Here is an 18,172-nt window from a genome sequence, read left to right on the forward strand (position 1 = left end):
GGGACCCGGAGAGGGCCCGCGTGGCTGCTCGTTGCCCGGTCCACCCGCCGCGGACTGGGTTCGTCGTACCAACGGGAGCCTCTTCATGCGTTTCGCCCGCACCGCCTTGGGTCTGTTGCTGACCCTGATAGGCCTGGTCGTCACCCTCGCCGGAGCCGCGGCCGCCTTCTGGCTGGTCGGCCCGGACAACACGATCTCCACCGGCAGTCAGCCGCTGACCAGCGAGGGCCTGGCCGTCATCACCGCGCCCGACCTGCTGGACCGGCACGGCCCGACCCTGCACGTGACCGCGACCGGGAACAAGCCCGTGTTCGTCGGCGTCGGGCAGGACCTGGACGTCTCCAACTACCTGGCCGGCGCGGCCCACACGCGCGTGATCCGGTACGACGTTCCGTCCACCTTCAGCACCCAGCAGATGCGCGGCGGCATCCCGCGGCTGACACCGCCGGGCGAGCTCGACTGGTGGGTCGCGAAGTCCGGCGGCAACGGTCCGCGGTCGATCGCCTGGCCGATCGAGGACGGCAAGTTCGACGTCGTCGTGATGAACGCGGACGGTAGCCCGGCGGTCGGCGCCGACGTCCGCTTCGGCGTCGAGGTGCACCGTGGCTTCGGCATCTGCCTGCTGGTCCTCGGCGCCGGCACCGTCCTCCTCGCCCTCGGCCTGGCCCTCGCAGTCCGCCGCCCGGCCGCGCCGGTCCCAACGTTCACACCCGCGCGGATCGCCTCCGTCCCGGCCCCGGCTCGGACCGCGCCGGCCTCGCCCACCTCCGCGCCGTCCAACCCCGCGCCGTCCAACTCCGCTCCATCCAACTCCGCTCCGGTCGCCGCCGCGCCGGTCGCCTCCGCTCCGGTCGCCGAGCCGGTGTCGCCGTTCGCGCCCGAGCGGGTCAGCCCGTTCGCGCCGGTCGCGACCGACCCCCCGGCGTACCGCGCACCCGCCGACGAACCGATCACCGAGGAGATCCCCGTCTGCCTCCCGGCGATCACCTACCCGCGGCCCGGGCCGAAGCCGGCCAAGCAGCCCATCCCGGCCGCCCCGATGCTGATGTCCCCCGCCGCCGTCGCGCGCGCCAAGTCACCCGCCCTCCTCACCCCGGTCGGCGCAGGCGGCCCGGCGTACGACGAGTCGCCGTACGAGGAGCCGGTGGTCGAGCCGGAGACGGTGTCCCTGGTGGAGTCGCCGGAGTTCGAGAAGAGCGACGAGGCGGTCCGGAGGACGGCCGCGCTCCTGGCCAGCGGAGCTTTGTTGCTCACAACAACGAGTTGCGGTCTGCTCCCGGCCAAGAACAGCCTCGTCGCCTCCGACACCCGCCCGGCCGTCACGCTCGCCGACGCGCAGGCTGTCGTCGCGAAGTACAACCAGCTCAACAACCGCGCCAACGAGAACCGCGACGCGAAGCTGTCCGAGACGATCGAGGCGGATCCGACCCTGGCGCAGACCCGGGCCGGATTCGTCATCGGCCGCAAGCTCGACGCGACCGGCAAGGACTCCACCAAGCCGTTCACCTACACCGATCCGCAGATCGGCGCGCCGGAGTTCGGGTCGTACCCGATGCGGTTCGTGGTCAGCTCCGGCGTTTCCGGTGAGCCGGACAGCCGCCAGCTCGGCGTCTGGCAGCGGCAGAGCGCGGGTACGCCGTGGCTGCTGACGAACTCGGTCTACCCGTCGGCCTCGATGAAACTGCCGCCGATGGAGGGTCTGCGGACGCCGCGGAAGACCGACCTGGACAAGCTCTACAGCCTGCCGACTTCCGCTGCCACCAACCTCGCGGCGTACCTGTCCGGCGGCGCCAAGTCCGCGCAGGCGAAGCACTTCGTCCCCTCACCGGGGGCGGCGAAGCTCCTCGAGCAGCGGGCCAAGGCCAAGATCGCGGACACCAAGGAGTCGTACATCGCGAGTGTCTCGGACACGTTCACTCCGTCCGGCGACCCGCTGACCTTCATCACGTCGTCGGGTGAGGCGCTGGTCTTCCTGGCCCTGACCGAGCAGTACCTGCAGCGCGTCGAGCCGGGTTCGAACGCGTACTGGACCAGCGGCGAGGCGACCGCGTTCAGCAGCATGGTCAAGTACACCCAGACCCTGCACCAGGACTATCTGCACCAGGTCGCGCTGGTCATCCCCACCACGGCGAGCGGCGGCACCATCCGCATCCTCTCGATGGACGGGCAGCTGGTCGGCGCCGGAGGGTCTTGAGCCGCGTTCCGATTTAGTCGGCGGCAAGCGGTTGCTGAAGGATAGTTCCGGCTGGTTGACTCCGGGCGTGAGGTTTTTCCCATCCGCCCGGGAGTACCAGTGGACATCACCCGTCGCCGCCTGCTGTCGTTCGTACCCGCCACCGCTCTGCTGACCGCGGTCAACCCCGCACCCGCCGCCCGCGCGGCCGAGACCATGACCGCGATGGACGCCGAGCCCGCCCAGTTGCTCACCAACGCGATCGGCATCTACGCCGGTACGCCGGAGTCCAACGCGCGTCCCGAGGTCGCGGCCAAGCTCGCCAGCCTCGACAACACTGCCCGGACCTGGCTGGCGGCGCTGGACACCGCCGGCGCGGGCGAGCTGTTCGCCGGTCTCCCCCTCGGCACGAGCGACCCGAACCTCAGCGCGTCGTACCAGCACCTCTACGAGATCGCGCTCGCGTTCAGGCGTCCCGGCCCGGCGTCCGATCTGCAGGGCAACGAGCAGGTCCGCGACCGCGTCGCCGAGAAGCTCGGCTGGCTGCACGACAACTACTACGGCGACCAGTCGAAGGGGTACTACGGCAACTGGTTCACCTGGGAGATCGGCATCTCGACGTTCGTGTCGAAGACGCTGGCCCTGATCGATGCGCCGGCCGAACTCGTCACGCCGTACGTCGCCTCGATGGACGCGTACCTGCGCAACGGCAAGGACGGCGACGTCGACCTGGACTCGCGTTTCCACACCGGCGCCAACCTCGTCGACATCACCGCGAACCGGGTGCTGCAGGGCGCACTCACGGGTGACGACGCGCGGATCCGGAAGGCGCTGCAGGACCAGTTCACCGTCTTCGCCACCGTCGATCCGTACAACCTCCAGCACGGCGTCACCGACGGGTACTACGCCGACGGCGCGTTCATCCAGCACGCGTCCGTCGCCTACACCGGCTCGTACGGGAAGGGCCTGCTCAGCCGGGTCGTGCAGACGATCAAGGTGCTCGACGGGACGGAGTACGCGCAGGGCGACGACCTGGTCGGCGTGGTCCAGGGCTGGGTCGAGGACGGGTTCGCGCCGCTGATCTTCGAGGGCTGGATGATGGAGATCGTCAAGGGCCGCGCGGTCTCGCGGACCGCCACCGGGTACTCCGACGTCGCCGTTGTGGTGGAGGCGATCGTCGACCTTGCCGACTACGCCGTGGGTGACGACGCCGCCCGGCTGAAGTCGTTCGCGAAGTTCACGTCGCGACCGACGATCAACCCGACCAGCTTCGTCTCACCGGTCAGCGTCGCCCGGTACGCCGACATCCAGGCTGACCCGGCGATCGTCCCGGCCGACCTCAACCCGGCGGCGAGCAGTACGGCGTTCAACGCGATGGACCGGACCGTGCACCGGCGGCCCGGCTTCGCGTTCGCACTGGCGCGGAACTCGGAGCGGATCAGCAAGTACGAGTACATGAGCGGCGAGAACCTGATGCCGTGGTTCCAGGGCGACGGAGCGCACTACCTCTACCTGGCCGGTCAGGACCAGACCCAGGCGTTCGGCATCGACTATTTCACCACCGTCTCGCCGTACGCGCTCGGCGGTGTGACCGCGCCGGTGGAGACCCGCAAGACGGTCCCGGAGCTCTACGGAACGCCGTACTACGACAACCCCTCGCACCCGCTGAACTTCACCTCGTCGTCGGAGTCGCAGAACACCTACGTGTACTTCCCGGTCGGGACGAACGTGTACTCCGGCGGCGCGACGCTCGGCGCGTACGGCGCGACCGGGTGGGTGCAGTCGGACGACTTCGCCTACGCGTCGCGCGACATCCTGCCGGACGACTTCGTGGTCTACCGGAACGCGTCGGCGACCAAGTCGTGGTTCATGCTGGACGACGAGATCGTCGTTCTGGCGGCCGGTGTCGGCGACAAGGATCGGTCGGTGACGACGACTCTCGACACTCGCATCGCGGCGCAGGGCGCGCCGGTCGCGATCACCGGCGTACGACGGGACGGCCGGGAATGGACCGGGACGGGTACGACGGATCCGCGGTGGCTGCGGTACACGGATGGTGGGGTTGCGCTCGGGTACTACTTCCTGCAGCCGAGTCAGGTGTCGGTCGGACTCGAGGAGGTCACGCGGAGCCGGCGAGTGGTGCGGACCTCGAACCCGGACACGGCGGTGACCAAGCAGGTGTTTGGTTTGACCGTCTCGCAACCGGCCCGGGCGACCCGGTCGCTCGCGTACGCATTGGTGCCTAACGCAACGGAATCCGCGTTGCGCGGCTACCAGCACGGGCGGATCGCCGTACTGTCGAACACCTCACGACTGCAGGCGATTCAGCATCTCGGGCTGCGGCTGACCGGTGCGAACACGTTCACGGCCGGTCATCACAACCTGCCAGGGCTGACGATCGACGGGCCTGCGTCTGTGTTGCTGCAACGGCGTACCGATCGGACGACGACGGTCGCTGTGTCGGACCCGACCACGCAGCGCGACACGATCACGGTGAACCTGTGGGCGCAGTACCTCCGGCCGGAGTCCGCGGATCCCGGCGTGCAGGTCGTGCGGACTGTGACCGGGACGCGGCTGACGTTCACGACGCGGCACACCTATGGGCGCAGTCTGACGGTCAAGCTTCTTCCAGCCTGGTGATGAGCGTCCGCATGGTGGCGAGCGTCGTCCGCAGGTCGTCGAGGGCGATGTCATCGCTGAGCTTGGCGGCGAACGGGTGCTGGGCGACGGCGATCTGCCGGATCGCCCAGTAGCCGGCCTCGGTACAGGCGAGCAGTTTGGCGCGGCGGTGCGCCGGATTCGGCTGGTACTCGGCGAGACCGCGCTCGACCAGCAGGTCGGCGATGCGCTGGACCCCCTGCCGACTGACGCCCATGATGCGGCCGACCTCGGCGACCGACCTCGGCTCGTCCAGGACGCCGCCGAGGACCTGCCACCACGCGGCGGTCAGCCCGCCGTGCGCGGCCAGGTCCTGGGCGGCCTCCATCAGCCGGGCGTTCAGCCGGAAGGTGGCGAGGATGACGTCGGTCAACAGCACACCACCTTCCGTCGCCGGCCCCGGCTGCGGCCAATCCTTGCGAGGTGGAACCGTCATCCGACCAGGATCGGGTACGCCGATGGGTCGGCGCGGTGGAACACGCCTTCGTACGCATCCAGCTTGCGGTCGTCCGCGAGGCCGAGCCGCTGCAGTGTCGCCCGCGCGAACTGCACTGGCGAGTCCGGTCCGGCCGTGATCAGATCACCGTCGACCACCGCTCGCTCGTCGACGTAGTTGTCACTGCCCTGGTAGCCGGTGGCCTGCAGGTACTCCTTCACCGCGCTGGTGTGCTTGCGCTCGTCCAGCAACCCAGCCCGCGCCAGCCCCGCCGTCGCGCCACAGATCGCCGCCACCGGAATCCCGGCATCGAGGAACCGCTGCGCCAACTTCGCGAACTGGTCCCCCCGCCCGTCGTCCCACTGCCCCGAGCCCGCCAGCACCAGGAGATCCCCTTCATCCGGCTCAACGTCGGCCAGCGCCACATCCGGCACGATCCGCAGCCCACCCATCGTCACCACCGGCTCAACCGTCTCCCCCACAGTCACCACCGTCCACGGCACCCCGGTGAACCGCCCCGTCCGCAACTCGACCAGCAGATGCCCGATCTCCCAGTCCGCCCACGTCTCATACACCGCCACATATGCTGTCCTCATAGACAACACACTGTCATAACGACAACATGTTGTCAATGACTTGAACGGTATCTCCACTCCTCATCTCCACGGAATCGTCGTACGGTGACAAGATGCTGTGGCTGTACATCAGCCTGGGGGTAGCAGGGATCGCAATCGCAGGGTGGCTCGCGTGGCGTCACCACCTGCGGCTGCGGCAGGTAGCGGAACAACTGGAGTCGTTGCGCGTGATGGTGGCGGACGATGTTGCTCGGTTCGGAGAGCAGTATCGGGAGCTCGCGGGGAGCGACTCAGCCGACTACGAAAGTGCAGGGCGGGCGTACTCGGTCGCGTTGGAGGCGAGCAGAGATCTCCAGAATCCGGCTGCGGTCGGCGCGATCACCCGACAGTTGGCGGACGCACAGTACGACGTACTGCGCCACACGTCGACGATCGCGGGCCGACCGGTGCCGGAACGTCGACTGCCGTGCTTCTTCAACCCACAGCATGGTCCGTCGCTCACCGACGTGCTCTGGACAGAGCCAGGACGCGGAACCCGGAAGCTCCCCGCCTGCGCAGACGATGCCGCTCGCATCACGGCGGGCACGGAGCCGTTGATCCGGTACGCCGAACGCAGTGGTCACCGGGTCCCGTACTGGGACGCGGGGCCGGCCTTCGCGCCGTACGGAGCCGGCTATTTCAGCCGGGCCGAGTCATCCCACCAGTTCCTGCACACCAACTTCGGCGGGCAGGACAACCTCGAGTACGGCGACCCGCGCCACTTCACCGGCCCATCCCCGTATCCCCTGGAGCCCAGGAACTGAGCTCAGGCCGGTAGGTCGACCGTCAGGCCCGCGGAGCGGGCGGCGTCGGCCAAGCGCTTGTCGTAGGTGACGAACGCCGTGATCTGAGGGTCGATGCGGAGGGCGGTGGCTAGGTGGATCGCGTCCAGGCTGCGGACGGTTGCCGGCTTCACGGTCTGCGCGAGGATGCGAATGCCGGCGTCCAGATCCACCAAGTCCATCAGGTCGAGGACCAACTGGAGCCGGGTGACGGCTTCGGGTGCATGCCGGGCCAGCGCCCGGGTCGACTCGATCTCGGTCAGCACCGAACTCACCCATCCGACGTCGGCTCGTTCGTCGAGCCAGTCGCGCAATGCCTGTGACTCGGACTCGGCGTGCACGAGCTTCACGATGGCGGCCGAGTCGAGGTAGATCATCCGCGCTCGCCCTCCCGGTCGCGCGAGATCTCGGCGGCAACATCCACACCGTCGGGCTCGCCGAGGGGCATCCGGAGTACTGAGCGACGCATCGCAGCGGCACGCTCTCTGCGCTGAGCGGCCTCGAGCACAGCCAGCCTGATCGCTGCCGATCGCGAACTACCGTCGTGCGTCAGCACGTCCAGCGCATGCTCGGTCTCCGCATCCGTGCGAATCGTGATGGTGTCTGCCATGCACCCAATGTAAGACACAACGTCTTACAGCGCCAACGACTCCTTGATCTGGGTGGCGGTGGAGGTGGCGGAGTGTTTGGTGGTGTCGATGAGCAGGTCGGCGGTGGGGAGGAGCCAGGTTCGGGCGGCTTGGTATTCGGCGACGTGGTCGTGGCGCCAGGGGCGGATGTCTTTGCCTTCGGGGTCGGCGTCGATGCGGGCGTGGAGGGTTTCCGCGTCGGCGTCGAGGAGGACGTGGATGACGGTGTGGCCGAGAGTGTGGAGGGCGGTGGAGATCTCGCGCCAGTAGTCCTCGACCAGGACCGTCTGTACGGCGGCCAGGTGCTGGCCCGTGAAGCGGGCGACCTCGTCCATGACGACGGGGACGAGGGTGCGCCACGGCGGCAATTGCTGGAAGTCGGTGAACTGGTGGTCCTTCAGGTTCGCCGACAACATGTAGCCGACGTACTCGGGGTCGAACAGCCGGATCCCCTCGGTGAGCTCGACCAGCTTCCCGGCCGTCGTCGTCTTCCCCGCCCCGAACGTCCCGTTCACCCAGATGATCGTCATGGTGCGGTACGACGCTCCGCCGCGGCGATCGGTTCGAGGCGGAGGAGTGCGATCCCGGCGACCGCAGTCACGGCCGCGGACAGGACCAACGCACCCCGGATGTCGAGTGTCGCCAGCAGATTGGTGGAGCCCAGCAGCGGGATGGTCTGCGCCAACGACAGCAGCGATTGCAGCCGGGTGAGGTGCGACCGCGGCGTACTGCGGACGAACACCGGCGCGATGTGCGACGTGAAGATCCCGACGCCAACACCTTGGACGAACGTGACACCGACCGCGACCGCAACGGACGTCGCCGCACCCAGACCCGCGATCCCGGCCGCCGCAAGCAAGCACCCCAGCCCGCCGGCCAGCCCCGGTCGTGCGAACGTTCCGAACCGCGCAACGAGCAGGGTCACGATCAACCCGCCGGCCACGCCCACACCGACAACCAGACCGGTCTCCGACGCGGACCAACCGTGTGCGCGGGCCAGCAACGGCACGCACAACGACCGCACCGGCAGCACGAACGCCGCGACCAACGCGACCACCAGTAGCACACTCCGCAGCACCGGATCTCGCCAAGCAACCCGGATCCCGTCTCCCGCCTCCCGCAGTACCGACTGCGGTGCGCTCTGAGGACTCACGTCGTACGGCGGTCTGATCGCGAGCAGCACCAGGAACTGGACGGCGAACGTCAGCCCATCCACCACCAACGCACCGACCAGACCGACAAAGGCAACAATCACCCCGCTGATCGGACCGGCCCCGAGCGTGACGAGCTGCGTGACCGACGTACGCAGAGCCATCGCCCTCGGCAGCTCTTCCTCTGTGACGAACCACCGAGGCAGAGCACCCGCTGCGGGCAGTGCGAACGCGTCGACCGTCCCGACTGCGGCTGCGGTCGCCAACAGCAGCCCAGCGGTGACATTCGAGGCGACGGCGGCCAGGGCGAAACAGCAGCTGCCGACGACGGCCGAGCAGACGAGCAGCATGCGGCGCGGACCCCAGCGGTCGCCCAGGACGCCGCCGAGCAGAAGCAGTACGGCGCGCGGCAGGGAGAAGGCGGTCAGTACGAGCCCGGCGATGTGCGGCGCGATCCCGGTCGCCGCCCAGCCGAGGGCGAAGAACAGCGCGCTGTCGCCGAACGCCGAGAGTGTGGAGCCTGCCAGCCAGCCGTAGTAGCTCCGGTTCACCCGTCCAGCCGGACGGGCATGACGAGCGTGGTGAACGTGCCCTGGTCGGCCGAACGTACGACGACCGGCCGGTCCTGAGCGCAGATCTCGAGCAGTACGTCGGGACCGACGCTCACGTCGAGTGCCGCCGCCAGCAACGACGCGGTGAACCCGATCCGCGCCTCGCCTGACCCGACCACCTCGAGCGGCTCGCCACCATCGATCCGCAACTCTCCGGAACCGATGTCAAAGGCAACAACCTCACGACCCTCCAGCGCCGCCCGCAACGCCGCCCGATCCACGACCACCCGACACACCGGTGGCGCCAGCCCGTCGAGGATTCCCTGGTACGCCGGGTACTCCGCGTCCACCACCGCGATCTCGCGCGATTCCCCGTCCCGCACGATCGCCGCACCCTCGCCCCGGATCTCGAGCTCCACCACCTCACCTGCCGCCGCCCACCGGCTCAGCCCAGCCAGCTCGTCCGCCCGCACCAGCACCCGTCCCGCCGCCCCACCAAACTCCACCGGCCGCACGGTCCGCACCGCCAACCGATACCGATCCGTCGCCACGAACGCCACTTCATCCGCCCCCACCTCGACCAACACACAGTCGAGCGCAGCCAGCACGGCCGCCGACGCCTCGGGAGTCGGGGTGGTGGTGTGGTTTGCCGCGGCGGGGGCGACCTGGCGGATGGCGCTGGCGATTTCGGGGCCGCCTAGGACGACCCGGGTGTGGTCAGCGGTGAGGTGGGTGAGGAGGTGGTCGGCCGCGGCACGGGCGGCGGCTGTCTTGGCCTCGACGGTACGCAGGTGCGCCCGCACGAGACCCGCCAACTCCGCCGGATCGGCATCCAGGGCCAGGCGGACCTCGGCCAACGGCAGGTCGATCTCCCGCAGGTCGCGCAGGAGCCGGGCCCGGGATTGCTGGGACGGGGCGTAGTAGCGGTAGCCGTTGGAGCCGTCCACCGACGCGGGCGGGAGCAGGCCGCAGTCGTCGTAGAACCGCAGGGCGCTCGGCGCCAATCCCACCAGCCGGGCGAACTCACTGATCGTCAACCTCGAAGTCATGCCGCGACCCTCAGCCCTGAACCAACTCGAAGGTCAACTCCGCAGCCGCCCCCACAGGCTCAGCGTCTTGCCGAACCGCTCGCCGCGGATCCAGTCGAGGATGCTCCTCGCGGACCGCTCCGGCGAGACATCGCCACGCACCGACCGCGGCACGTGCTTGCGGATCTCGGCCGCGTCCGCGAGCGCCTCCTCGATCTGCGCCTCGGACCAGCCGCGCCCGGCCAGCCGCTTGCGCCGTACTGCCTCCGAGCAGTCGAGATGCAGCCATCTGCCCTCCGGCAGCTCCGCCGGCAACAACGGCGACAGCAGCAGGACCGGGATCCCGGACCGCCTGATCAGCTCGGTGATGCGCAGCCACAGCGCGTTGTACGCCGGCCAGATCGGCGCCGCGGTCGGACTGGCGATGTTGATCCCGAGCAACCGGCCGTGATCGTCCAGTAACTCGTCCATGTCCATCACGACCATGTTTCCCGGGCTCAGCCGGACCAACTCCGGCACGACCGTCGTCTTCCCGGCCCCGGGTGCACCTGTCACCACGAACAACCTCGTCACAGTCCTAGTGTGGGGTCACTCGATCAGGAGACGCACGGGAGGCCGTACGTCGGGATCCGGCGTTGGCAGGCCGGCCATGCCGGGAGTGATCGACCCGAGCACGCTCGAGTGCCGCGCGCCCGTGCAGCTCGGCACCGTCCCACCGAGCCCGTGAGCCGTCAGGAACCCGAGTACGGCGAACGCGTACGCCTCCTTCGCCGCGGAAGGCAACCCCAGCTCGTCGGTACTGCGCAACGGCACCGCTCCGAGCTCACCCGCCAGCAGATGCATCAGCACCGGATTGCGGATCCCGCCACCGGACGCGATCACCTCGGTCCCGCCATACCGTCGTACGGCGTCCGCCACGGTCCGGGCCGTCAACGCGGTCACCGTCGCGACCAGGTCGTCGGCCGGGACATCCGGCAGCCCTTCCAGGGCCCGAGCGAGGTAGGAGAGGTTGAACAACTCCTTCCCGGTGCTCTTCGGCGCCGCCCGCTCGTAGTACGGCTCGGCCATCAACCGCGCGAACAGCTCCGGCTGCACCCGCCCACGTCCAGCCATCGCTCCATCCGCGTCGAACCCGAGCCGCCCGCCCGTCAGCTCGGCAACCACCGCGTCGATCAACGCGTTCGCCGGGCCGGTGTCGAAGGCAACAGGTTCGCCATGGACGACGGTGATGTTCGCGATCCCGCCGAGATTCAGGGCAATCGGTACGCCGGACCGCCCGCGCAACCACAGCACGTCGATGATGCTGACCAGCGGCGCACCCTGGCCGCCCGCCGCAACGTCACGCGCCCGTAGATCCGAGACAACCGGGATGCCGGTCGCCTCCGCGATCCATGCGGGCTGCCCCAACTGCAGCGTCCCGCGGACCGATCCGCCGTCGACCCAGTGGAACACCGTCTGCCCGTGCGACACGATCAGGTCGGCGTACCCGCCGCACAGCTGCTCGACCGCCTGCCGAGCGACGTCGGCGAACGCCTGCCCGATCCCCGTGTCCAGCCGGCAGACCTGCTCCATCGACGTACTTGCTGGTGGCAACGACCCGGCCACGGCGGTGCGCAGGTCGTCCGAGTACGGCTGGCTGAGCATCCCGAGCGGGGTGAGCACCAACTCGTCGCCGTCCAACCGCAGGTCCGCAGCAGCGGCGTCGATGGCATCGTACGACGTCCCGGACATCAGGCCGATGACTCGCATGTCAGTCTCGCAACTCCCGTCGGTGATCGTCGCCGCGCAAGGTGAGCAGCGCGCCCACGCTCACTGCACACGTCACCATCACATACCAGGCCGGGATATCGATGTTGTCCGTCCGCTTGATGAGCTCGGTGATGATCAGCCCGGCCGACCCGGAGAACACCGCGTTCGACAGCGAGTACGCCAGCCCGAGGCCGGTGTAGCGAGCCCGGGTCGGGAACATCTCCGCGAGCATCGCCGGCCCCGGCCCGGCCATCAGCCCGACAACCAGCCCGGCCACGAACACCGCGATCCCCTTGGCCGCGTTCCCGGATTCCCTGTCCTGCAAGAGATTCATCAACGGCAGCGCCAGTACGACGACCAGCGCCGCGCCGGTCGCCATCACCGGCCGCCGCCCGATCCGGTCGCTCAACCACCCGGCCGGGAGGATCGACAGCGCGAACCCGAGGTTTGCCAGCACCGTCGCGACCAGCGCCTGCTGGAACGTCGCGTTCAGCGTGGCCTGCAGGTACGACGGCATCACCACGAGGAACGTGTAGCCGGCCGCCGACCAGCCCATCAACCGACCGATGCCCAGGGCAATCGCCTTCGCCACCTCACCCGCCGCGGCCGGCTCCGGTTCACGCTCCTGCACCCGCGCGAAGTTCGGCGTCTCCTCGAGCTTGAGCCGCAGCCACAGCGCCACCAGACCGAGCGGCAGCGCGACCAGGAACGGCACCCGCCAGCCCCAGTCGTTCAGCGCCTCCGCGCTCAACGTCGTCGCTAGGATCGCCGCCAGCCCTGCTCCCGCGAGCAGTCCGAGCGCGACCGTGAACGACTGCCAGGCGCCGTACAGCCCACGTTTCGTCTTCGGCGCGAACTCGGTCATGATCGACACCGCGCCACCGAACTCGCCACCGGCCGACAACCCCTGCAGCGCCCGCACCAGCGTCAGCAGCCACGGCGCAGCCGCGCCGATGGTCTCGTACGTCGGCAGTACGCCGATCAGCGTGGTCGACCCGGCCATCAGCAGCAGCACCAGGATCAGCGTCGGCCGCCGGCCGATCCGGTCGCCGACCCGGCCGAACACGGCGGCCCCGATCGGACGGAAGAAGAACGCCAGCGCGAACGAGGCGTAGGTCTTGATCAGACTCTCCGCGTCGCTGGTCGACGTACTGCTGAAGAAGTTCGCCGCGATCACGGTGGCGAAGAAGCCGTAGGCGCCGAACTCGTACCACTCGACGAAGTTCCCGACCGTCCCGGCGACCAGTGATCGCCGCGTCCGCGCCGCGCCGACCTGGCCGGTTGCTGCTGGAGTGCTCACCTCGGGGTCCTCTCCTCTTTGCCCCCGTAGGTTTCTCCCGCCCCCTGGATCCATCTTGGTCTATTAGTCACCAGTACCGCGACCCCGGGATGCAACCTTCCCCGCGCCGCCGGTGTCATCCTGCATACCCAGGCCCGATCATCGACGTGCCGCTGCCGTCCCGGTGAGGCCTTGACACCGAGTGAGCACCGATCAATGATCAGTGACGCTATACCGGTTTATCTCCACTCGCCGCCTGCGGGTTCCGCCAGGCGGCGAACTGGACTTAACCGCTATAGCGCACCGCCCACCTTTGACGAGGAGTCGATCGATGAGTCCACAGCTCATGCGGAGAAGGACCCTGTTGTCAGCCCTGGCCGTAGGCACCGCGGCGGCCACCACCGGGGTCGCACTGCCGGCCCAGGCGCAGCCGAAACGGTGCCGGGCCCGGAAGAACGGCCCGATCTCGGTGGTCTACGTCGAGGTCAACAACGAACCCATGACGAACGTCGCGAAGTACACGCTGGCCAGCGGCGGCGCCCAGGTGTTCGACGTCGCGGTGATCTTCGCGGCCAACATCAACTACGACGGCTCGAAGGCCTACCTGTCCTTCAACGAGAACGTCCAGAACGTGCTCGACAACGTGGCCACCCAGGTCCGGCCGCTGCAGCAGAAGGGCATCAAGGTCCTGCTGTCGATCCTCGGCAACCACCAGGGCGCCGGCTTCGCGAACTTCCCGACCCGGCAGGCGGCCGACGCGTTCGCCCAGGAGCTCGCCGACGCGGTCAACCAGTATGGCCTGGACGGTATCGACTTCGACGACGAGTACGCCGAGTACGGCAACAACGGCACCGGCCAGCCGAACGACTTCTCCTTCGTCTACCTGGTCCAGGCCCTCCGCCAGAAGCTGCCGAACAAGCTGATCACGCTCTACGACATCGGCCCGGCTTCGGACCGGCTGACCTACAACGGCCAGAGCATCGCCAACACCTTCGACTACGCCTGGAACCCGTACTACGGCACGTGGGGCGTCCCGAGCGGCCCGACGTCGAAGGCCCGCCTCTCCCCGGCCGCCGTCTCGTACACCGCGACGAGCTCCTCCACCGCGGCAAGCCTGGCGCAGCGCACGGTCGACGAGGGGTACGGCGTCTTCCTCACCTACAACCTGACGTCGGCGGACACCCACACCTACATCTCGGCGTTCACCCAGAAGCTCTACGGCAGCGCCGCGGTGTACACGCCGTGAACTAGAACTCGTACTCCCAGCCCGGCTTCCAGTTGAACGGGGCGGCGATCAGCTCCTCGATCGGCGCGCGACTGCCCAGAAGGTGCTCGAAGGACCACCGGTTCGCCGAGTGCGCGACCACGAGCACCTTCCGGCCGTCGTACCAGCGCTTGACGTCGGCCAGGAACGACCGGGTCAGCTCGACGACGTCGGCGTAGCTCTGCCCGCCGGGGAACGGAGTGTCGACGCGCTCGCCCCGCGGCTCGAGCGCGCCCGACCGCGCTCCGTTCAGCTCGCCGTAGTTGCACTCGCGCAGCCGCCAGTCCTGGAAGTGCGGCGCACTCAGGCCGGCCAGCTCGACCGTGTGGACGGCCCTCCGCAGGTCGGAGCTGAAGACGACATCGACGTCGCGCCGGCGCGGGCCGATCGCGATCGCTTCCCGGATCCCGGCCTGCGACAGCTGCCCGGGCAGCCATCCGGTCGAGATGCCGCGCTCGTTGTCGAGGGTGATCGAGTGGGTCTCGTAGATCAGTCGTGTGGTCACACCTCACACCTAATCTCACTTTGCCTTCGTTACCGGCCGGTATATACTTAAGTTACTCGTGAGTATTGCGCTGCGAAGAGGTAGGGGAACCCTGTGAACCACTACAAGTCGAATCTGCGGGACATCGAGTTCAACCTGCTCGAGGTCCTGGGCCGTGACGCGGTGCTCGGGCAGGGCCCGTACGCCGACATGGACGTCGACACCGCGCGTGAGGTGCTGGCGGAGATCGACCGGCTGGCCAAGCACGAGCTCGCCGAGTCCTTCACCGAGGCCGACCGCAACCCGCCGGTCTTCGACCCCGAGACCCACGAGGTCCGGATGCCCGAGGCGTTCAAGAAGAGCTACCACGCCTACATGGACGCCGAGTGGTTCAAGCTCGAGCTGCCGGCCGAGCTGGGCGGACAGCCGACCCCGCCGTCGCTGCGCTGGGCCGCCGCCGAGCTCGTGCTCGGCGCCAACCCGCCGGTGCACATGTACGCCGCCGGCCCGAACTTCGCGCACGTGCTCTGGCGCAACGGCACCGAGCGGGACCAGAAGATCGCGCACCACATCATCGAGCGCGGCTGGGGCGCCACCATGGTGCTGACCGAGCCGGACGCCGGTTCCGACGTGGGTGCCGGGCGCACCAAGGCCACCCTGCAGGAGGACGGCAGCTGGCACATCGAGGGCGTCAAGCGGTTCATCACCTCGGGCGAGCACGACCTGACCGAGAACATCATCCACCTGGTGCTGGCGCGGCCGCAGGGCATCGACGGCGTCGGTGGTCCGGGCACGAAGGGCCTCAGCCTGTTCGTGGTCCCGAAGTACGACTTCGACCTGGAGACCGGCGAGCTGACCGGTGAGCGCAACGGCGCCTTCGTCACGAACGTCGAGAAGAAGATGGGCATCAAGGTGTCCACCACCTGCGAGATCACCTTCGGCGACGGCGTACCGGCCAAGGGCTGGCTGCTCGGCGAGGTGCACGACGGCATCGCGCAGATGTTCCAGGTGATCGAGTACGCGCGGATGATGGTCGGCACCAAGGCGATCGCCACCCTGTCCACCGGCTACCTGAACGCACTGGAGTACGCCAAGGAGCGAGTGCAGGGCGCAGACCTGACGCAGCCGGCCAAGGACGCGCCGCGGGTCACCATCACCCATCACCCCGACGTCCGCCGGTCGCTGATGACCCAGAAGGCGTACGCCGAGGCGCTGCGGGCGCTGGTGCTGTTCACGGCGACGTACCAGGACCGCGCCGAGCAGGCCCGGTACGCGGGTGAGCACGACGTGGTCGCCGAGGGCGTGAACGATCTGCTGCTGCCGCTGGTGAAGGGCTACGGCTCGGAGAAGTCGTGGACCCTGCTCGGCACCGAGTCGCTGCAGACCTTCGGTGGCTCCGGTTTCCTGCAGGACTACCCGATCGAGCAGTACGTCCGGGACGCCAAGATCGACACCCTGTACGAGGGCACGACGGCGATCCAGGGCCAGGACCTGTTCTTCCGCAAGATCATCAAGGACCAGGGCAAGGCGCTCGGTCACCTGGCCGAGCAGATCCAGGGCTTCGTCGCCTCCGAGGCCGGCAACGGCCGGCTGAAGGAGGAGCGCGGCCTGCTGGCGAAGGGCCTCGAAGACGCGCAGAAGATCCTGGGTGTGATGGGCCAGGCGCTGATGGCGAGCAACCCGCAGGCGGAGAACGGCGACCCGCGCAACATCTACAAGGTCGGCCTGAACACGTCGCGGCTGCTGTATGTCCTCGGTGACGTGGTCTGCTCCTGGCTGATGCTGCGGCAGGCCGAGGTCGCGCTGGACAAGCTGGGTGGCGAGCTCTCCGCCGCCGACCAGGACTTCTACACCGGCAAGGTGGCCGCGGCCCAGTGGTTCGTCCGCTCCACCATGCCGACGGTCCGGGCCGAGCGGATCAAGGCCGAGCTGACCGATCTCGACATCATGGATCTGCCCGAGTCCGCCTTCTGACCCGAACCCCTCCTCACGATCTGCCCTGGTGAGGAACCACTGTTTGTAGGAGCGTTTCTGCCCGTGGCAACACAACGGCCCTGGCTTGGCTTCCCCTGTCCGAGCCAGGGCCGTCCCCTGTCCCCCGCCGTACGCCAGGGGTGACCTCAGGAAGCCCTCAGGGACGCCTCGGGGGATATGCCGGATCCTGCGGCACCGCCGGTCGGCCTACTGTCGAGCGGACAACGTGGGCGGGACAGCAGAAGAAGAGGCGGACGATGGCGGAGAGCAAGCAACTGGGGGCTGTGCTTCTGGTGGTCGCGGCGGGACTGGCGTTCTGGACCTTCGGGGACCGGGACTCCGACGACACCCACACGATCGACGATCGGATCACCACGGTCGAGCTGTCCGCCAAGAACGCCGACGTCACGATCAGGGTCTCCGGCGACGACCAGACCACCGTGCAGGAGAAGCGCAAGTACTGGCTCTGGAAGCACGGCGACGCGTACTCCGTCGACAACGGCACGCTGAAGCTCGATGGCGACTGCGGCTGGCAGTGCAGCGCCGACTTCGAGGTGACGGTCCCGCGCGGTACCAAGGTGATCGGCCACAACGGCAGCGGTGACGTGTCCATCGCGGGAGTCAGCGGCGTCGACACGAAGTCCACGTCCGGCAAGGTCGAACTCAGCGACATCAGTGGTGACGTGAAGCTCGACCTGACCTCCGGCGACGTCGAGGTGTCGGACGTGACCGGCAAGCTGGACGTGACGGCGAACTCCGGTGACATCGAGGCGCGCGGCCTGAAGGGCGGCCCGGTGAACGTCGAGACCACCTCCGGCGACATCCAGCTCGACCTGACCGAGGCGAACGACGTACGGGCGAAGGGCACCAGCAGCGACATCGAGATCTCGGCGCCGTCGGGTGGCTACAAGGTCAGCACCGAGACCCGCAGCGGCGAGGTCGACAACCAGCTCGGCGACGACGCCGACGGGTCCCACACCCTCGAGGCGACCACGACCTCCGGCGACATCGACCTCCAGGCGCGCTGACCGTCCGTGTTTACGCTCCGGGTACAGATGGGGTGGCGCAGGCGACATCGGGCGTTGATGGATAACGCCGCCAACGCGGAGTAGCGTCGAGGGTGTACGGGCGACTTCACGAGGAGGCTCGGATGAGCATCGGTGTGGGGATCTTTCTGATGGTCGTGGGCGCCATTCTGGCGTTCGCGGTCCGGGACTCGTGGGAGGCCGTCGACCTGACCGTCGTGGGCTACATCCTGATGCTCGCCGGCCTGGCCGGCATCGTGCTCTCCTTCTACATCACCAACCGGCGCCGTCGCGTCGAGACCGACGCGATCGACCCCGCGGTCGAGGAGGAGTACCGCGTCGTCGAGGAACACCACCGCGACATCAAGGAGTAGG

At 68.6% G+C, this 18,172-nt stretch carries 18 protein-coding genes; 7 read left to right on the forward strand and 11 right to left on the reverse strand.

Translation table 11 applies throughout. The features are described 5' to 3' along the window. Positions 1-85 precede the first annotated feature (85 nt). Together ACGFH6_RS18955 and ACGFH6_RS18960 are read left to right on the forward strand one after the other, a co-directional pair. A complete protein-coding gene (locus ACGFH6_RS18955) occupies positions 86-2,194 on the forward strand; it encodes a hypothetical protein (RefSeq protein WP_393385271.1) in 2,109 nt (702 codons plus the stop codon). A gap of 99 nt (positions 2,195-2,293) precedes the next feature. After that, positions 2,294-4,813, forward strand: a complete 2,520-nt coding sequence (locus ACGFH6_RS18960; protein WP_393385273.1) for a polysaccharide lyase family 8 super-sandwich domain-containing protein — start codon at positions 2,294-2,296, stop codon at positions 4,811-4,813. On the opposite strand, the gene ACGFH6_RS18965 is transcribed toward ACGFH6_RS18960, so the two are convergent. Both ACGFH6_RS18965 and ACGFH6_RS18970 read right to left on the reverse strand, forming a co-directional pair. Then, positions 4,791-5,267: a MarR family winged helix-turn-helix transcriptional regulator gene (locus tag ACGFH6_RS18965; RefSeq protein ID WP_393385275.1), complete on the reverse strand. Its 477-nt coding sequence runs from the start codon at positions 5,265-5,267 to the stop codon at positions 4,791-4,793. The genes ACGFH6_RS18960 and ACGFH6_RS18965 overlap by 23 nt on opposite strands. Further along, positions 5,264-5,863 carry a DJ-1/PfpI family protein gene (locus ACGFH6_RS18970; protein WP_393385277.1) on the reverse strand — a complete coding sequence of 200 codons (600 nt, stop codon included), beginning with the start codon at positions 5,861-5,863 and terminating at the stop codon, positions 5,264-5,266. The genes ACGFH6_RS18965 and ACGFH6_RS18970 overlap by 4 nt, the downstream gene beginning before the upstream one ends. 92 nt (positions 5,864-5,955) lie before the next feature. Here ACGFH6_RS18970 and ACGFH6_RS18975 point away from each other — a divergent pair, with 92 nt between their 5' ends. Beyond that, the gene (locus ACGFH6_RS18975; protein ID WP_393385278.1) at positions 5,956-6,645 is read left to right on the forward strand and encodes a hypothetical protein; all 690 of its coding nucleotides are present in this window, start codon (positions 5,956-5,958) and stop codon (positions 6,643-6,645) included. A 2-nt stretch (positions 6,646-6,647) separates the two neighbouring features. Here the strand turns inward: ACGFH6_RS18975 and ACGFH6_RS18980 are convergent, their stop codons facing one another. The 8 genes from ACGFH6_RS18980 to ACGFH6_RS19015 are packed head-to-tail and all read right to left on the reverse strand — an operon-like array spanning position 6,648 to position 13,071. Further along, entirely contained in the window at positions 6,648-7,040 is a 393-nt protein-coding gene (locus ACGFH6_RS18980; RefSeq protein WP_393385280.1) for a type II toxin-antitoxin system VapC family toxin, read from the reverse strand. After that, complete coding sequence (locus tag ACGFH6_RS18985) at positions 7,037-7,273, reverse strand: hypothetical protein (RefSeq protein WP_393385282.1); 237 nt, start codon at positions 7,271-7,273, stop codon at positions 7,037-7,039. The genes ACGFH6_RS18980 and ACGFH6_RS18985 overlap by 4 nt, the downstream gene beginning before the upstream one ends. A gap of 24 nt (positions 7,274-7,297) precedes the next feature. Further along, positions 7,298-7,822: an AAA family ATPase gene (locus ACGFH6_RS18990; protein WP_393385283.1), complete on the reverse strand. Its 525-nt coding sequence runs from the start codon at positions 7,820-7,822 to the stop codon at positions 7,298-7,300. Next, positions 7,819-8,994, reverse strand: a complete 1,176-nt coding sequence (locus tag ACGFH6_RS18995; RefSeq protein ID WP_393385285.1) for an MFS transporter — start codon at positions 8,992-8,994, stop codon at positions 7,819-7,821. Before ACGFH6_RS18995 ends, ACGFH6_RS18990 begins: the two co-directional genes overlap by 4 nt. Beyond that, positions 8,991-10,043 (reverse strand): MerR family transcriptional regulator, encoded by a 1,053-nt coding sequence (locus ACGFH6_RS19000; protein WP_393385287.1) that lies wholly within the window; start codon positions 10,041-10,043, stop codon positions 8,991-8,993. Before ACGFH6_RS19000 ends, ACGFH6_RS18995 begins: the two co-directional genes overlap by 4 nt. Before the next feature lie 33 nt (positions 10,044-10,076). After that, positions 10,077-10,595 carry an AAA family ATPase gene (locus tag ACGFH6_RS19005; RefSeq protein WP_393385289.1) on the reverse strand — a complete coding sequence of 173 codons (519 nt, stop codon included), beginning with the start codon at positions 10,593-10,595 and terminating at the stop codon, positions 10,077-10,079. Between the two features lie 15 nt (positions 10,596-10,610). Continuing rightward, positions 10,611-11,771 (reverse strand): anhydro-N-acetylmuramic acid kinase, encoded by a 1,161-nt coding sequence (locus ACGFH6_RS19010; protein ID WP_393385291.1) that lies wholly within the window; start codon positions 11,769-11,771, stop codon positions 10,611-10,613. Position 11,772: 1 nt separating this feature from the next. Beyond that, positions 11,773-13,071, reverse strand: coding sequence for an MFS transporter (locus ACGFH6_RS19015; protein ID WP_393385293.1), 1,299 nt, complete (start codon positions 13,069-13,071; stop codon positions 11,773-11,775). 310 nt (positions 13,072-13,381) lie between these two features. On the opposite strand from ACGFH6_RS19015, the gene ACGFH6_RS19020 reads away from it, so the two are divergent. Continuing rightward, positions 13,382-14,296 (forward strand): endo-beta-N-acetylglucosaminidase H, encoded by a 915-nt coding sequence (locus tag ACGFH6_RS19020; protein ID WP_393385295.1) that lies wholly within the window; start codon positions 13,382-13,384, stop codon positions 14,294-14,296. A gap of 1 nt (position 14,297) precedes the next feature. Here ACGFH6_RS19020 and ACGFH6_RS19025 read toward each other — a convergent pair whose 3' ends face one another. Then, on the reverse strand, positions 14,298-14,819 hold the full coding sequence (locus tag ACGFH6_RS19025; protein ID WP_393385297.1) for a histidine phosphatase family protein: 522 nt from the start codon (positions 14,817-14,819) through the stop codon (positions 14,298-14,300). A 93-nt stretch (positions 14,820-14,912) separates the two neighbouring features. On the opposite strand from ACGFH6_RS19025, the gene ACGFH6_RS19030 reads away from it, so the two are divergent. From ACGFH6_RS19030 to ACGFH6_RS19040, 3 genes are all read left to right on the forward strand, one after another. Beyond that, entirely contained in the window at positions 14,913-16,772 is a 1,860-nt protein-coding gene (locus tag ACGFH6_RS19030; RefSeq protein ID WP_393385299.1) for an acyl-CoA dehydrogenase, read from the forward strand. A gap of 257 nt (positions 16,773-17,029) precedes the next feature. Further along, positions 17,030-17,800 carry a DUF4097 family beta strand repeat-containing protein gene (locus tag ACGFH6_RS19035; protein ID WP_393385301.1) on the forward strand — a complete coding sequence of 257 codons (771 nt, stop codon included), beginning with the start codon at positions 17,030-17,032 and terminating at the stop codon, positions 17,798-17,800. A gap of 122 nt (positions 17,801-17,922) precedes the next feature. Beyond that, entirely contained in the window at positions 17,923-18,171 is a 249-nt protein-coding gene (locus ACGFH6_RS19040; RefSeq protein WP_393385303.1) for a DUF6458 family protein, read from the forward strand. Position 18,172: the final 1 nt, after the last annotated feature.

This window comes from Kribbella sp. NPDC049227 (assembly GCF_043197265.1).
Taxonomy (GTDB): Bacteria; Actinomycetota; Actinomycetes; order Propionibacteriales; family Kribbellaceae; genus Kribbella.

Coding starts and splice junctions, on each gene's coding strand:
- ACGFH6_RS18965 (WP_393385275.1), bottom strand. CDS start 5,267: ATGACGGTTCCACCTCGCAAGGATTGGCCGCAGCCGGGGCCGGCGACG.
- ACGFH6_RS19040 (WP_393385303.1), top strand. CDS start 17,923: ATGAGCATCGGTGTGGGGATCTTTCTGATGGTCGTGGGCGCCATTCTG.
- ACGFH6_RS18955 (WP_393385271.1), top strand. CDS start 86: ATGCGTTTCGCCCGCACCGCCTTGGGTCTGTTGCTGACCCTGATAGGC.
- ACGFH6_RS18975 (WP_393385278.1), top strand. CDS start 5,956: ATGCTGTGGCTGTACATCAGCCTGGGGGTAGCAGGGATCGCAATCGCA.
- ACGFH6_RS19010 (WP_393385291.1), bottom strand. CDS start 11,771: ATGCGAGTCATCGGCCTGATGTCCGGGACGTCGTACGATGCCATCGAC.
- ACGFH6_RS19000 (WP_393385287.1), bottom strand. CDS start 10,043: ATGACTTCGAGGTTGACGATCAGTGAGTTCGCCCGGCTGGTGGGATTG.
- ACGFH6_RS18980 (WP_393385280.1), bottom strand. CDS start 7,040: ATGATCTACCTCGACTCGGCCGCCATCGTGAAGCTCGTGCACGCCGAG.
- ACGFH6_RS19020 (WP_393385295.1), top strand. CDS start 13,382: ATGAGTCCACAGCTCATGCGGAGAAGGACCCTGTTGTCAGCCCTGGCC.
- ACGFH6_RS19035 (WP_393385301.1), top strand. CDS start 17,030: ATGGCGGAGAGCAAGCAACTGGGGGCTGTGCTTCTGGTGGTCGCGGCG.
- ACGFH6_RS18985 (WP_393385282.1), bottom strand. CDS start 7,273: ATGGCAGACACCATCACGATTCGCACGGATGCGGAGACCGAGCATGCG.
- ACGFH6_RS18970 (WP_393385277.1), bottom strand. CDS start 5,863: ATGAGGACAGCATATGTGGCGGTGTATGAGACGTGGGCGGACTGGGAG.
- ACGFH6_RS18990 (WP_393385283.1), bottom strand. CDS start 7,822: ATGACGATCATCTGGGTGAACGGGACGTTCGGGGCGGGGAAGACGACG.